Source organism: Pseudomonas sp. H1_A03 (genome assembly GCF_054685145.1).
This window is the reverse complement of the sequence record NZ_CP162829.1, coordinates 5,167,181-5,181,595: the sequence shown is the minus strand read 5'-3', so window position 1 is coordinate 5,181,595 and position 14,415 is coordinate 5,167,181. Positions and strand designations below refer to the sequence as shown.

Annotated in this window: 12 protein-coding genes; 5 read left to right on the top strand and 7 right to left on the bottom strand. The window is 63.0% G+C overall.

Translation table 11 applies throughout. The features are described 5' to 3' along the window. Positions 1-3: 3 nt before the first annotated feature. The 6 genes from AB4O35_RS23905 to AB4O35_RS23880 form a co-directional block, all read right to left on the bottom strand. On the bottom strand, positions 4-2,901 hold the full coding sequence (locus AB4O35_RS23905; RefSeq protein ID WP_065945935.1) for a 2Fe-2S iron-sulfur cluster-binding protein: 2,898 nt from the start codon (positions 2,899-2,901) through the stop codon (positions 4-6). Next, positions 2,898-3,197 (bottom strand): sarcosine oxidase subunit delta, encoded by a 300-nt coding sequence (locus AB4O35_RS23900; protein ID WP_065945934.1) that lies wholly within the window; start codon positions 3,195-3,197, stop codon positions 2,898-2,900. The genes AB4O35_RS23905 and AB4O35_RS23900 overlap by 4 nt, the downstream gene beginning before the upstream one ends. Positions 3,198-3,210: 13 nt before the next feature. After that, positions 3,211-4,452: an FAD-dependent oxidoreductase gene (locus tag AB4O35_RS23895; protein ID WP_065881107.1), complete on the bottom strand. Its 1,242-nt coding sequence runs from the start codon at positions 4,450-4,452 to the stop codon at positions 3,211-3,213. Then, a complete protein-coding gene (gene folD, locus AB4O35_RS23890; protein WP_065945933.1) occupies positions 4,434-5,339 on the bottom strand; it encodes a bifunctional methylenetetrahydrofolate dehydrogenase/methenyltetrahydrofolate cyclohydrolase FolD in 906 nt (301 codons plus the stop codon). The genes AB4O35_RS23895 and folD overlap by 19 nt, the downstream gene beginning before the upstream one ends. Further along, positions 5,336-6,202, bottom strand: a complete 867-nt coding sequence (gene purU, locus AB4O35_RS23885; protein WP_065945932.1) for a formyltetrahydrofolate deformylase — start codon at positions 6,200-6,202, stop codon at positions 5,336-5,338. Before purU ends, folD begins: the two co-directional genes overlap by 4 nt. Before the next feature lie 471 nt (positions 6,203-6,673). Continuing rightward, entirely contained in the window at positions 6,674-7,273 is a 600-nt protein-coding gene (locus tag AB4O35_RS23880) for a helix-turn-helix domain-containing protein (RefSeq protein ID WP_027603577.1), read from the bottom strand. Between the two features lie 282 nt (positions 7,274-7,555). On the opposite strand from AB4O35_RS23880, the gene glnT reads away from it, so the two are divergent. From glnT to AB4O35_RS23855, 5 genes are all read left to right on the top strand, one after another. After that, a complete protein-coding gene (glnT, locus tag AB4O35_RS23875) occupies positions 7,556-8,890 on the top strand; it encodes a type III glutamate--ammonia ligase (protein WP_065945931.1) in 1,335 nt (444 codons plus the stop codon). 22 nt (positions 8,891-8,912) lie between these two features. Next, positions 8,913-9,821, top strand: a complete 909-nt coding sequence (locus AB4O35_RS23870; RefSeq protein ID WP_012723550.1) for a class II glutamine amidotransferase — start codon at positions 8,913-8,915, stop codon at positions 9,819-9,821. An 11-nt stretch (positions 9,822-9,832) separates the two neighbouring features. Beyond that, positions 9,833-10,507, top strand: coding sequence for a GltB/FmdC/FwdC-like GXGXG domain-containing protein (locus tag AB4O35_RS23865; protein WP_065872261.1), 675 nt, complete (start codon positions 9,833-9,835; stop codon positions 10,505-10,507). A 14-nt stretch (positions 10,508-10,521) separates the two neighbouring features. Continuing rightward, complete coding sequence (locus tag AB4O35_RS23860; RefSeq protein WP_012723552.1) at positions 10,522-11,844, top strand: FMN-binding glutamate synthase family protein; 1,323 nt, start codon at positions 10,522-10,524, stop codon at positions 11,842-11,844. 135 nt (positions 11,845-11,979) lie between these two features. After that, entirely contained in the window at positions 11,980-13,305 is a 1,326-nt protein-coding gene (locus tag AB4O35_RS23855) for an ammonium transporter (RefSeq protein ID WP_065945930.1), read from the top strand. Positions 13,306-13,440: 135 nt separating this feature from the next. Here AB4O35_RS23855 and AB4O35_RS23850 read toward each other — a convergent pair whose 3' ends face one another. Next, complete coding sequence (locus AB4O35_RS23850) at positions 13,441-14,403, bottom strand: bifunctional 5,10-methylenetetrahydrofolate dehydrogenase/5,10-methenyltetrahydrofolate cyclohydrolase (protein WP_083207134.1); 963 nt, start codon at positions 14,401-14,403, stop codon at positions 13,441-13,443. Positions 14,404-14,415 lie beyond the last annotated feature (12 nt).

The window sequence follows — 14,415 nt, the reverse complement described above, 5'->3', positions numbered from 1 at the left end:
GGCTTAACCCTCCTGGCGTTGGTTAGTGGGGTCGAAGAACGGCAGTTGCACCACCTCGGCCTGGACGACGATGCCGCCTTCGACGCGAATCGGAATACGCTGCCCCGGTGTGCTTTGGTCGATCCCGGCGTAGGCCAGCCCGATGATGCGGCCCAGGCTGGTGGAGTATTCGCAGGAGGTGACGTTGCCGCTGATGTCCGCGCCGTTGAGCACCAGGTGGCCTTCCAGCGGTTGCACACTGCCCTTGGGCAGGCTGAAGCCCACCAGTTTGCGTTTCAGCGGCTGGGCTTCGAGGATGTCCACCGAGCGGCGGCCGACGAAGAACGGCTTGTTGCGGCTGACTGCCCAGCCCATGTCGATTTCCGCCGGGTGGGTCATGCCATCGGTGTCCTGGCTGATGATCACGTGGCCTTTTTCCAGGCGTAGCAGGCGCTGGGTCTCGACGCCGAAGGGGCGAATGTCAAAGGCCTTGCCGGCCGCCATCAACGCGTCCCACAACGCCAGGCCGTGGCGTGCCGGTACGTGGATTTCATAGCCCAGTTCGCCGACGAACCCGACCCGCAGCAGGCGTGCCTTGATCCCGGCCACCGTGCCCTGGCGCACGCCCAGATAGGGAAAACCTTCGGCACTGAGGTCGAGATCGCTGCACACCTGCGCCAGCACCTTGCGCGAGTCCGGCCCGGCCACGTTGACCGCACAGATCGCGGCGGTGACGTTGGTCACGTCCACATCCAGGCGCCACTGCGCGTTCCACTTGAGCATCTGCTGGTAAATACGATCGACGCCGCTGGTGGTGGCGGTGACGTAGAAATGGTTGTCGGCCAGCCGCGCGCACACGCCATCATCGATCACCACGCCGTGTTCGTTGGTCATCAGCGCATAACGCGAACGGCCCACCGGCTGCTTGAGGAACGCAAAGGTGTACATACGGTTAAGCAATTCGGCGGCGTCCGGGCCGCGCACGTCGAGGCCGCCGAGTGTGGACACATCGATCAGCCCGACCTTGTTGCGCACGTGCAGCGCTTCGGCCTGCATGCACGCTTCGCGGTCCTGGGCCTTGCCGTAATAGGCCGGGCGCTGCCAGATCCCGGCGGGCATCATCTTCGCCCCGGCTTGCACATGGCGCGCGTGCATCGGTGTTTGGCGGTAGGGGTCGAAGGCGCGTCCGGCGACATGCGCGAGTTTCTCCGCCACGAACGGCGGCCGTGCGGTGGTGACCCCGGTTTCGCTGATAGTGCGCTGGGTCGCCCAGGCCACCAGCCGTGCGGTCGGCAGCGCTGAGTGGCGCCCCTGGGACGGGCCCATGCCGACCGTGGAATAGCGCTTCACCAACTGCACATCGCGGTAGCCAATGCGGGTGGCGTTTACGATGTCCGCCACCTGCAGGTCTTCGTCGAAGTCGACGAAATCCTTGCCCTTGGGGTGCGGGAAGATCGGCCAGGGGAAGTTGACCTGAGCTTCAGGGCGCAGCGCTGCAGGCGGGCTGGAGCTGTTCAATCCGAGGGCGAGCAGGCTGTCGGCGGCGGCGTTGGTCGCATCCGCCAGCACATTGTCCAGTTGATGCCGACCGTGTACGGAACCGGCCACGCCCAGATTGCGCGGCAGGCCACTGAGGCTGAACTCCGCCCGCGAGTCTTCATAGGCCAGCTTGCCACCGGCCTGGCACAGCAACTGATAGACCGGCATATAACCGGCCGACATGCACAGCAGGTCGCAGTCGATCACTTGCCCGCTGGCGCTGACCTGGCCCTGGCCAGTGATCTGGCGCACGTCGACACCCTTCACATGGCGCAGGCCTTTTTCATGCAGGGCCTCGAACACCGTGCTGTTGCTCAGGCACGCGATCTTGCGCTGGGCCAGGGCGCCCGGCAGGGCTTTGTCCGCCGGGGCGTGACGCAGGTCGATCACGGCGGCCACGTCCACGCCCTGGTCATGCAGGTCGAGGGCGGCGAGGTAGCCGTCATCGTTGCCGGTGAGTACCACTGCGCGCTTGCCGGGCTTGACCGCATACAGCTTCATCAGGCGTTGCGCGGCGCTGGTGAGCATCACGCCCGGCAGGTCGTTGTTGCGGAAGACCACCGGTTGGTCGAATGAACCGCTGCACACCAGGCACTGTTTTGCGCGCACTTTGTACAGGCGCTTGCCCTGGATCACCGGCAGGTAGTTGTCGGTGAACCAGGCATTGCAGGTGGCGTCGGTGAGCACCTGGATATTCGCGTGTTGCTGCACCGCGCCCAGCAACTCGCGGCGCAAGGTGTCGGCACGGGTGCCGGCAATATCGAAGCGCGCGTAGGTCAGCGACCCGCCGAGGATCGGTTGCTGCTCGATCAGCAGCACCTTGGCGCCGGCATTCGCGGCGGTCAGCGCGGCCTGCAGGCCAGCGGGGCCGGCGCCGATCACGGCGAGGTCGGTAAACAGGTAGGCCTTGTCGTAGTACTCGGGTTGGAACGTCAGGTCGAGCACGCCCAGGCCGGCCTTTTTGCGGATGATCGGCTCCCAGACTTTCCACATGCCTTTGGGCTTGTAGAACGAACGGTAGTAGAAACCCACCGGCATGAACTTGGAGAACTTGCCCAGGTAGGCGTCCTTGTCGTTGTCCAGCGAGCCGTTGACGTTCTGCGCCGTCACCGCCAAGCCGGCGGACAGCGCGTGGGCGTCGGCTAATACGTTGGGCTCGCGAGGCAGTTGCACCAGGCTGTTGGCGTCCTGGCCGGCCATGGTCAACGGGCCGCGTGGGCGGTGGTATTTGAACGAGCGCGACATCAGGAAACGCCCGTTGGCGAGCAGGGCGCTGGCGATGCTGTCGCCCTGCAAACCTTGGTAGGGCAGGCCGTCGAAGCTGAAGTCGAGTGGCTGGTCACGCTGGATCAGCAGGCCCATGGGGGCGGGGAGGCGGTTCATCCGGCGATCTCCTTGGCGGTGGTGAAGTCGACGCGGGTGATGAACACTTCGCGCGGATCGAAGGTGCGCACGATCTCGTCGGTGACCGTGTGGCGCTCGGCGAGGAACCAGTAGCTGGACGGTGTGTGCATCCACCATTCGCGCACCACGCCGGCAAGGTTGTCGGTGTTGAACACGTAGTCGGCCCATTCGGCATCGCTGCAGGTCAGCGGGTCGGGCATCGGTTTGAATTCACCGCCGTAGGTGAACTCGCTGATATTGCGCGGCCCGTTGAGCGGGCAAATCATGATTTTCATCGTCTGCTCTCCGTCAGTGGCTGGCCGCTGTGGCGCCCATTTCGTTGACTTGCTGGAAGGTTGAAAAGCGCTCGAGGCCGAAGGGTTTGATCAAGTCCGGCACCTTGCCGCCGCTGGCGACCAGCTCGGCCATGGTCTTGCCGCAGATCGGCGTGGCCTTGAAGCCCCAGGTGCCCCAGCCGGCGTCGAGGTAGTAATTCTTCACCGGCGACAGGCCCATGATCGGGCTGTAGTCGGGGGTCATGTCGGTGATCCCGGCCCACTGGCGCATCAACTTGGCGTTAGCCAGGAACGGGAACATCTCGATGGCATGGGCCAACAGGCTTTCCTTGAGGTCCAGGGTCGAGCGCGTGTTGAACAGCGGGTACGGGTCGGAACCGCCACCGAACACCACTTCGCCACGGCTGGTTTGCTGCACGTAGCAGTGCAGCGCCGAGGAACTTACCAGCGGATCGAGGAACGGCTTGAACGGCTGGGTGACCATGGCCTGCAGCGGGAACGTCTGGATCGGCGAGCGGATGCCGGCCTTGGCCATCAGCAGCGAACTGTGCCCGGCAATCGCCTGCACCGCGCAACCACACTTGATGGTGCCGCGATTGGTTTTCACGGCGGTGATAGTGCCGTTTTCGATGACCAGATCCTGCACTTCAGTGAGCTGGTGGATTTCCACGCCGCGCTTGGCCGCCTGCTTGGCGTAGCCCCACGCCACGGCATCGTGGCGCGCGGTGGCGCCGTCGATATGCCAGAGCCCGGCGATCACTGGCAGGTGGCCGGGGTCGAGGTTAAGGCTGGGCACCAGCTCGCGGATCTGCTGGCGATCGATCATCTCGGTACGCCCACCGAAGTGCTTGTTGACCTCGGCGCGCTGGCGGAACGAACGCACGGTGGCGTCGGTGTGGGCCAGGGTCAGTTGGCCGCGCTCGGAGTACATGATGTTGAAATCGAATTCGTTGGACAGCGACTGGAACATCTTCACCGACTCGGCGTAGAACCGGACGCCCTCGCTGGTGAGGTAATTGGAGCGAATCACCGCCGTATTGCGCGCGGTATTGCCGCCACCCAGGTAGGCCTTTTCCAGCACCGCGATATTGGTGATGCCGTGGTACTTGGCCAGGTAGTACGCCGTCGCCAGGCCGTGGCCACCGGCGCCGATGATCACCACGTCGTAACTCGACTTGAGTTCCTTGGGCGGTGGCAGGTCCACCTCCACCGGGTACTCGGAACTCAGCCCGTATTTCAATAGATTGAATGGCATACGGCCTCCGATTGGCTGCGTAGGGCGTGGTGTTGCGCCTGGGCGGCGGCCACGGTGTTTTTCATCAGAAAGGCAATGGTCATCGGCCCGACACCGCCGGGCACCGGGGTGATGGCGGCGACATGGGGCAGGGCGCTGTCGAAGTCGACATCACCCACCAGGCGGCTGCGGCCGTCGTCGTCGATGCGGTTGATGCCGACATCGATCACCACCGCGCCGGGTTTCAACCAGCTCGCGTCAATCAAGCGGGCGCGGCCCACGGCAGCGATCACGATATCGGCCTGGCGGCACAGGGCCTGGGCGTCGTGGCTGCGCGAATGCAGCACGGTCACCGAGCAATCCGCCTTGAGCAGCAGCGCGGCCATGGGCTTGCCAACGATGTTCGAGCGGCCGATCACCACCGCGTGTTTGCCGCGCAGGTCGCCGCAGGTTTGCTCCAACAGGTACAGGCAACCGCTTGGGGTGCACGGCGTGAGCACCGCGCGCCCTTGGCTGAGGCCGCCGACGTTCTGGCTGTGAAAACCGTCGACGTCCTTGTCCGGCGCGATGGCCTCCAGAGCGCGCAGTTCGTCCATCTGCGCCGGCAACGGCAATTGCAGGAGGATGCCGTGGATCGCCGGGTCGGCATTCAATTGGCCGATCAGGATCAACAATTGTTCGGTGCTGGTATCGCTCGGCAGGCGATGCTCCACGGAGCGGATGCCCACCTCTTCGGCGCGCAGGATCTTGTTGCGCACATACACCTGGCTGGCCGGGTCGTTGCCCACTAGGATCACTGCCAGCGCCGGTTGAATAGCCTGCCCATGCAGACGCGCCACGTCCTCGCGCACTTGCAGCAGCACCTGTGCGGCGGCGGCTTTGCCGTCGATCAGTTTATGCGCGCTCACCGGAACACCACCGTTCTGTCCTGATTGAGGAAGACCCGGTGCTCCAGGTGGTACTTGACCGCCTTGGACAGGGCCACGGTTTCGGTGTCGCGACCGATGGCGACCAGGTCGTCGGGCTTGTACACGTGGTCGACACGCTGCACTTCCTGCTCGATGATCGGGCCCTCATCCAGGTCGCTGGTCACGTAGTGCGCGGTGGCACCGATCAACTTCACGCCGCGTTGATAAGCCTGGTGATAGGGCTTGGCACCCTTGAAACCGGGCAGGAACGAATGGTGGATATTGATCGCCCGCCCCGACAGTTGCCGGCACAGGTCGTCGGAGAGGATCTGCATGTAGCGCGCCAACACCACCAGTTCGGTGCGGGTGTCGTCGACGATCTTCATCAACTCGGCTTCCTGCGCGGCCTTGTTGTCCTTGGACACCGGCAGGTAGATAAAGCGAATGCCCTCGCGCTCGGCCATCGGCCGCAGATCGAGGTGGTTGGAGACGATGGCGGTGATGGTCATGTCCATCTCGCCCTTGTGGTATCGGTAGAGCAGGTCGGTGAGGCAGTGGTCGAACTTGCTCACCATCAGCATCACGCGCATCGGCTCGCGGGTGTCGTGCAGCTCCCACTGCATGTCGAAGGCCTGGGCGACATCGGCGAAACCGTCTCTGATCTCTTGCAGGTTGCCTTCGTGGCCATCGTTGAAGCGGAACACCGCACGCATGAAAAAGCGGCCGCTGAAGTCATCGTCGAACTGCGCCATCTCCCCGATGTAGCACGCCTTGTCCGCCAGGTAAGTGGTGACGGCAGCGACAATGCCGGACACCGCGGGACAAGTGACCTTGATGATGAAATGGTTTTTTTCGTGTTGCATGACACGTCCTCGGGATGATGGCGGCAGCTCATCGCATAGCGAAAAAATGTCTGAGGACAGCAGGCTCATTCCTTGAGCGCGTTTTCTTGTGGGGAATAAAATATTCCTGAAGTGGCTTTATAGGGGAATGAAGGCGGGGCGTCCAGGGGTTTTGGGAAAGATTTTTAACTGGGGGGAATTTTTTGCGGGGCGACGGGGAGGTCCAATGCGATCAAAGGTGGGCGCTGGCTTGCCTGCGATGGTCATAGGTCTCTGCAAAAACTGTAGTGAGCGGGCTTGCCCCGCGCTGGGCGGCGAAGCCGCCCCAAACCAGGCGACTTGGTCTTATCTGGAACTCGGCGATGTTTTTACTGGGGCGGCCTCGCCGCCCAGCGCGGGGCAAGCCCGCTCACTACAAGGTGCTCATGTGCCTTTAAAAGATGTGCAGATACCCATCAGGCTCCCACAGCAGAGCCGCTCTCGGTTCGTTCATCACTCTTTGTCGTTACCGTAGTTCATGATCGACAACAACCGAATCGGCACCCGCACCAACTCCTCAGGCCCATGGGGAATCTCGCCCTCAAACGTCAGGCTGTCCCCGGCCTCCATGCGATACAACTGGTTGCCGTGGCGATAAATCAGCTCCCCTTCAAGCAGGTGCAGAAACTCGGTCCCTGGGTGCGCAAACGTAGGAAACTCCTCACTGGCGTCATCCATGCTGACCATGTACGCCTCGAAGCTCTTCTTCGGCCCGCGCGTATGGTTGAGCAGGTGATAGGTATGCCCCTTCTCGGTCCCCCGGCGCACCACTTCCATGCCTTGGTCGGCCTTGACCAGCAAGGCGCTGCCATCCTGCTGGTCGTATTCGCTGAATAATTTCGAGAGCGGCAGACCGAGCACATCGCACAGGCGGCTCAAGGTATCGAGGCTGGTGGAGACCTGGGCGTTCTCGATCTTGCTCAACATGCCCTGGCTGATATCGGCAATTTTTGCCACGTCAGATAGCTTCAGGTCCTGGGCCTGGCGCTGGCGTTTGATCTGCAGCCCCAGGTATTGCTCGAGCTTGAGGCGCGGGGCGGTTTCGGTGGACATGATCATCGGCTCCTGCACGGTTTCCGTTCAGTAATATTATTTTCGCACTGGGAAAGTGCAAAGTCCGGCGCTTAAAGGCCGCCCCGCTGCACGTATTCCTGCGGGGAAAAGAATTTTCCCATATATACAGCACAAAAGCGCTTTCACCGGCACATCAAACAGCCGTCCGCGAATCTGGCAAGGGTATTGCATTCCTGCAAGGAAACTAACTTTCTTTTTAGGAATAAAAAGACAGCCTAGGCCCACCCACACGGTTTTGCCTTTCGCGAGGAGTGACACGCAATGTTGCCAGCAGAAACCCAGCGCATCATCGATAAGCACGGGATCAAGTACGTGCTTGCGCAGTTTGTGGATATACACGGTGCGGCCAAGACCAAGTCGGTGCCCATCTGCGGGCTCAAGACGGTGGCCGAAGAGGGCGCGGGGTTTGCCGGGTTTGCCATCAGCGGCATGGGCATGGAGCCCCACGGTCCGGACTTCATGGCACGCGGCGATCTGTCGACATTGACCCCGGTACCCTGGCAGCCAGGTTATGGGCGTGTGGTGTGTGTCGGCCATGTCGACGGCAAACCCCACCCCTACGACAGCCGCTACGTGTTGCAGCAACAAGTGCAGCGCCTGCAGGACAAGGGCTGGACGCTGAACACCGGCCTCGAACCCGAGTTCAATCTGATGCGCCGTGACGAGCAGGGCACGTTGCAATTGGTCGACCCCAGCGACAACCTCGACAAGCCTTGCTACGACTACAAGGGCCTGTCGCGTTCGCGGGTGTTCCTCGAGCGCCTGACCGAAGCCTTGCAGGCGGTGGATTTCGAGATCTATCAAATCGACCACGAAGACGCCAACGGCCAGTTCGAGATCAACTACACCTACAGCGACGCCCTGACGTCCGCCGACCGTTTCACCTTCTTCCGCATGGCCGCCGGCGAGATCGCCAATGACCTGGGCATGATCTGCTCCTTCATGCCCAAGCCCGACCCGAAACGCGCCGGCAATGGTATGCACTTTCACCTGTCGATCAGCAGCGCCGAGAACAAAAACCTGTTCCATGACGCCAGCGACCCGAGCGGCATGGGCTTGTCGAAACTCGCCTATCACTTCGCCGCCGGCTTGCTCGCCCACGGCCCGGCGCTGTGTGCGTTCGCTGCGCCCACCGTCAACTCGTACAAGCGCCTGGTGGTCGGCAACTCGTTGTCCGGCGCCACCTGGGCCCCGGCCTTTATCGCGTTTGGCGCCAACAATCGCTCGGCCATGGTGCGCGTGCCGTACGGTCGCCTGGAATTTCGCCTGCCGGATGCAGGCTGCAACCCCTATCTGGTCAGCGCCGCGATCATCGCCGCGGGCCTGGACGGTATCGATCGCCAGCTGGAAATCGACCACGCCTGCAACGAAAACCTCTACAGCCTGAGCCTCGAGCAGATCGCCGAGCGCGGCATCAAGACCCTGCCGCAGTCCCTCAAGGAAGCCTGCGACGCGCTGGAAGCCGACGCGCTGTTCGCCGAAGTGCTCGGCCCGCAGATTGTGGGTGAGTTCATCAAGCTCAAGCGTATGGAGTGGGTGGAGTACAGCCGCCATGTGAGCGACTGGGAAATCCAGCGCTACACCGAATTTTTCTGACACCGTGTGACGGAGACTTGTTATGTGTGGAATCGTAGGCCTGTACCTGAAGAATCCGCAGCTGGAACCCCAGCTCGGCAAGCTGTTTGAACCCATGCTGCAAGCCATGACCGACCGTGGCCCGGACAGCGCCGGTTTCGCCATCTACGGCGATGAAGTCGCCGATGGCTGGGTCAAGCTGACCCTGCAAGCCACCACCGAAGCCTTCGACTGGAAAGGCTTGATGGGCGAGCTGGAAGGGCGCCTCGGCTGTTCCCTGGATTGGTTCCAGAACGCCAGCGCCGCTGTACTTAAGATCCACGCCGACGAAGCCCCGGTACGCCTGGCCCTGGCCGAACTGGCGCCGAGCGTGCGCATCATGAGCGCCGGGCAGAGTATCGAGATCCTCAAGGGCATGGGCCTGCCCCAGGAGATTTCCCAGCGCTTCGGCCTGGCCAACATGCAGGGCAGCCACATCATCGGCCATACGCGCATGGCCACGGAAAGCGCGGTGACCATGGAAGGCAGCCACCCGTTTTCCACCGGCGCCGACCTGTGCCTGGTGCACAACGGCTCGCTGTCCAACCACTTCCGCCTGCGCCAGGAACTCAAGCGCGAAGGCATCCATTTTGAAACCGACAACGACACCGAAGTCGCCGCCGGCTACCTGACCTGGCGTCTGCAACAGGGTGATTCGCTCAAAGAGGCGCTGGACCATTCCCTGGAAGACCTCGACGGCTTCTTCACCTTCGCCATCGGCACGCGCAACGGCTTTGCGGTGATCCGCGACCCGATTGCGTGCAAGCCGGCGATCCTCGCCGAGACCGACGATTACGTCGCCATGGCCTCCGAGTACCAGGCGCTGTCGAGCCTGCCGGGCATCGAGAACGCGCGGATCTGGGAGCCGGCACCGGCCACGTTGTACATCTGGGAACGCGAGTCAGCAGCTTAAGGAGCGCACACATGAAAACCATCGATCTTTCCACCGCCACCGTGCGTGACCTCAATCAGGCGTTGCACGCCCAGGCCATCGACAACGAGTGGCGCGTGACCCATTCCAACGGCAAGCACAATCTCGCCGTGGGCGTGAACCAGGCCGTGTCCATCGATATCGAGGGCCACGCCGGTTATTACTGCGCAGGCATGAACCAACAGGCCTCGATCACCGTGCACGGCAATGTCGGCGTGGGCTGCGCCGAGAACATGATGTCCGGCTTTGTGCGCGTCAAAGGCAGCGCGTCCCAGGCTGCCGGGGCCACGGCCCATGGCGGTCTGCTGGTGATCGAGGGCGACGCGGGGGCGCGTTGCGGGATTTCCATGAAGGGCATCGACATCGTCGTCGGCGGCAGCATCGGCCATATGAGCTGCTTCATGGGCCAGGCCGGGCGTCTGGTGGTGTGCGGCGACGCCGGCGATGCGCTGGGCGATTCGCTCTACGAAACCCACATCTACGTGAAAGGCACGGTGGAGTCCCTGGGCTCGGACTGCGTCGAAAAAGAGATGCGCAGCGAACACCTGCACGAGCTGCAGGAACTGCTCGACCGCGCCGGTTTCGCCCACCAGGCGGCAGATTTCAAGCGCTACGGCTCGGCCCGTCAACTCTACAACTTCAAAGTCGATAACGCCTCCGCGTACTGATCAGGAGCTCCACCATGACTGAACAAACCCCTCCGGTCCTGCGCGAGTCGGCCACCTTCGACCGCCTGACCATCCAGGAAATCCAGCGTGCCGCCGAAACTGGCATCTACGATATTCGCGGCGGCGGCACCAAGCGCAAGCTGCCGCACTTCGATGACTTGCTGCTGCTCGGCGCCAGCGTGTCGCGCTACCCGCTGGAAGGTTATCGCGAGAAGTGCGGCACCGATGTGATCCTCGGCAATCGCTTCGCCAAGAAGCCTATCCACCTGAAGATCCCGGTGACCATCGCTGGCATGAGTTTCGGTGCGTTGTCGGCCAACGCCAAGGAAGCCCTGGGCCGTGGCGCGACCATCGCCGGCACCAGCACCACCACCGGTGACGGCGGCATGACCCCGGAAGAGCGCGGCCAGTCCCAGCACTTGGTGTATCAGTACCTGCCGTCGCGCTACGGCATGAACCCGGATGATCTGCGCAAGGCCGACGCCATCGAGATCGTCCTCGGCCAGGGCGCCAAGCCCGGCGGCGGCGGCATGTTGCTCGGCATGAAGGTCACCGAGCGTGTGGCCGGCATGCGCACCTTGCCCATCGGCGTGGACCAGCGCAGCGCCTGCCGCCACCCGGACTGGACCGGCCCGGATGACCTGGCGATCAAGATTGCCGAGCTGCGTGAAATCACCGATTGGGAAAAACCGATCTACGTGAAAATCGGCGCGAGCCGGCCGTATTACGACGTGAAGCTGGCGGTCAAGGCCGGTGCCGATGTGATCGTGCTCGACGGCATGCAAGGCGGCACCGCCGCGACGCAGGAAGTGTTTATCGAGCATGTGGGCATTCCGATTTTGTCGGCCATCCCGCAAGCGGTACAGGCTTTGCAAGAGATGGGCATGCACCGCAAGGTCCAGTTGATCGTGTCGGGCGGGATTCGTAATGGTGCCGATGTGGCCAAGGCCATGGCGATGGGCGCGGACGCGGTGGCCATCGGCACGGCGGCGCTGATTGCCCTGGGCGACAACCACCCACGGCTGGACGCGGAGCTGAAAAAGATCGGCTCGGCCGCCGGCTTCTACGACGACTGGCAGAACGGCCGCGATCCGGCGGGCATCACCACCCAGGACCCGGAGCTGTCCAAGCGCCTTGACCCGGTGGAAGGCGGGCGGCGGTTGGCCAACTACCTGCGGGTGATGGTGTTGGAGGCACAGACCATGGCGCGTGCGTGCGGCAAATCGCACCTGCACAACCTTGACCCCGAGGACCTGGTGGCGCTGACCGTGGAGTCGGCCGCCATGGCCCGGGTACCGCTGGCGGGGACCCGTTGGGTACCCGGTTCCGGCTACTGAGTTTACCCCCTGTAGGAGCGAGCTTGCTCGCGAAGGTCGTCAACGATAACGCAGGCATCCTGGATGCCCACGTTGCCTGCGCGTTTTTCGCGAGCACGCTCGCTCCTACACATTTCTTTTGCAGGAGCTTTGAACATGGTCAATCGTCTTCTCGGCGAATCCCTCTTCGGTTTATTAGTGGCCGGTGCCTTTGCACCCTTGGCGTACGCCGCTGATGCACCCACTTTGAACACCGGCAGCACCGCCTGGATGGTCACCGCCGCCGTGCTGGTGCTGTTCATGTGCTTGCCGGGGCTTGCGCTGTTCTACGGTGGCCTCGTCCGTGCGAAAAACATGCTTTCGCTGTTCACCCAGTGCTTCGGCATCGCTGGGTTGGTGGGCGTGCTGTGGGTGATCTACGGCTATAGCATGGTGGTCGACACCACCGGCATGGTCGAAGGGCAGGTGACCTTCAACAGTTTTGTCGGCGGCCTCAGCCGGGCCTTCCTGGCAGGCATGACCCCGGAGAGCCTGGTGGGGGATATCCCGGAAGGGGTGTTCGTGACCTTCCAGATGACGTTCGCCATCATCACCCCGGCCCTGATCGCCGGCGCCTTTGCCGAACGCATGAAGTTCTCGGCGGCGCTGCTGTTCATGGCCATCTGGTTCACCCTGGTCTATGCCCCGGTGGCGCATATGGTCTGGGGCGGTTCGGGGGCCTTGATGCATAACTGGGGCGTGCTTGATTTTGCCGGCGGTACTGCCGTGCACATCAATGCGGGTGTGGCCGCGCTGGCCGCGTGCCTGATCCTCGGCAAGCGCAAGGGCTACCAGAACACGCCGATGCCTGCGCATAACCTCAGCCTGACCATGGCCGGCGCGGCGATGCTCTGGGTCGGTTGGTTCGGCTTCAATATCGGCTCCGGTGGCGGCCTCAGCGGCACCTCGGGCATCGTCATGCTCAACACTCAGTTGGGCGCCTGCGCCGGGATTCTCGGCTGGATGTTCACTGAGTGGTTCAAGGTCGGCAAGCCCAGCGCCCTTGGCCTGGCCAGCGGTGCATTGGCGGGGTTGGTGGGGATTACCCCGGCGTGCGCTTATGTCGGTGTCGGCGGTGCATTGGCCATCGGCTTGCTGTGCGGGGTGTTCTGCTACCTGAGCGTGACCGTGTTGAAGCGCCGCTTCGGCTACGACGACAGCCTCGATGTGTTCGGCCTGCACGGCATCGGCGGCATGATCGGCGCGGTGTTGACCGGGGTGTTCTGCGTACCGTCCATGGGCGGCCTGGTGGAAGGCGTGACCATGGGCGGCCAGGTAGTCGCCCAGCTCAAGGGCGTGCTGCTGACCACGGTGTACTGCTTTGTGATCAGTTGGATCATCCTCAAGGTGGTCAATGCGCTGGTCGGTCTGCGTGCCCATGAATCGGTGGAAGAGATGGGGCTGGACCTCGCCGAGCATAACGAGCGGGCTTACAACCACTGATCATCCGATTGCATGAATGCAGGTCAATAATGTGGGAGCGGGCTTGCTCGCGAAGGCCGTGGATCAGCCAAATGCATAGGCTGACTGACACGCCTTCGCGAGCAAGCCCGCTCCCACATGGGGTTTGTATCAGGCTCAGACTGCCGCCAGTACCTGGGGCAAGGCGGCGCGCTGCAACTGCGCAGCCACCAGCGTGTTCTTCAGCAAGTAGGCAATCGTCATCGGCCCCACACCGCCGGGCACCGGCGTGATTGCGCTGGCCACGGTGCGTGCGCTGGCGTAATCCACATCCCCCACCAACCGCGTACCGGTCTCGGTCGTGATGCGGTTGATCCCCACGTCGATCACCACCGCGCCGGGCTTGAGCCAACGGGCATTGATCAACTGCGGTCGGCCCACGGCGGCGACGACGATGTCGGCCAAGCGGCACAACGCCGGTGCATCGATGCTGCGCGAGTGCACCACGCTGACCGAGCAGTTGGCTTGCAACAGCAAGGTCGCCATGGGCTTGCCGACAATGTTCGAACGACCGATCACCACCGCGTGCAAGCCGCTCAAGTCGCCGCAGGTTTCGTGCAGCAGGCGCATGCAGCCGCTGGGTGTGCAGGGCGTGAGCACCTCGATGCCTTGCACCAGGCCGCCGACGTTTTCGCGGTGGAAGCCATCCACATCCTTGATCGGGTCGATCGCGTGGATCACCGCCGCTTCGTCGATCTGCGCCGGCAGCGGCAATTGCACCAGGATGCCGTTGACCGATGTGTCGGCATTCAACTGGGCAAGCAGGTCCAGCACCTGCGCCTGGCTGGCATCCTCCGGCAGCCGGTATTCCAGGGAGCGAATCCCGACGTCCTTGGCCCGCAGCAGTTTATTGCGCACGTAGACGTGGCTGGCCGGGTCGTCGCCCACCAGCAATACTGCCAGGGCCGGGTAGATCTGCTGTGAGGCAAGCAGCAGGACCTCTTCGCGAACCTCGTCGAGCACCAGGGCAGAGATGGCCTTGCCGTCAATATCGCGGGCAAGCGTGGGGAGAGAACTGGTCAAAAGCGTCACCGTTGTCTGGGGAATCAAGGCGCTGAGGGATAAGAATCCCTCAGCCATAGGCAGGCCAGA

Excerpts from the sequence above, each read along its gene's own strand:
- AB4O35_RS23850 (WP_083207134.1), bottom strand. The coding sequence starts at position 14,403 with ATGGCTGAGGGATTCTTATCCCTCAGCGCCTTGATTCCCCAGACAACG.
- AB4O35_RS23905 (WP_065945935.1), bottom strand. The coding sequence starts at position 2,901 with ATGAACCGCCTCCCCGCCCCCATGGGCCTGCTGATCCAGCGTGACCAG.
- AB4O35_RS23855 (WP_065945930.1), top strand. The coding sequence starts at position 11,980 with ATGGTCAATCGTCTTCTCGGCGAATCCCTCTTCGGTTTATTAGTGGCC.
- AB4O35_RS23860 (WP_012723552.1), top strand. The coding sequence starts at position 10,522 with ATGACTGAACAAACCCCTCCGGTCCTGCGCGAGTCGGCCACCTTCGAC.
- AB4O35_RS23895 (WP_065881107.1), bottom strand. The coding sequence starts at position 4,452 with ATGCCATTCAATCTATTGAAATACGGGCTGAGTTCCGAGTACCCGGTG.
- AB4O35_RS23880 (WP_027603577.1), bottom strand. The coding sequence starts at position 7,273 with ATGTCCACCGAAACCGCCCCGCGCCTCAAGCTCGAGCAATACCTGGGG.
- glnT (WP_065945931.1), top strand. The coding sequence starts at position 7,556 with ATGTTGCCAGCAGAAACCCAGCGCATCATCGATAAGCACGGGATCAAG.
- AB4O35_RS23865 (WP_065872261.1), top strand. The coding sequence starts at position 9,833 with ATGAAAACCATCGATCTTTCCACCGCCACCGTGCGTGACCTCAATCAG.
- AB4O35_RS23900 (WP_065945934.1), bottom strand. The coding sequence starts at position 3,197 with ATGAAAATCATGATTTGCCCGCTCAACGGGCCGCGCAATATCAGCGAG.
- AB4O35_RS23870 (WP_012723550.1), top strand. The coding sequence starts at position 8,913 with ATGTGTGGAATCGTAGGCCTGTACCTGAAGAATCCGCAGCTGGAACCC.
- purU (WP_065945932.1), bottom strand. The coding sequence starts at position 6,202 with ATGCAACACGAAAAAAACCATTTCATCATCAAGGTCACTTGTCCCGCG.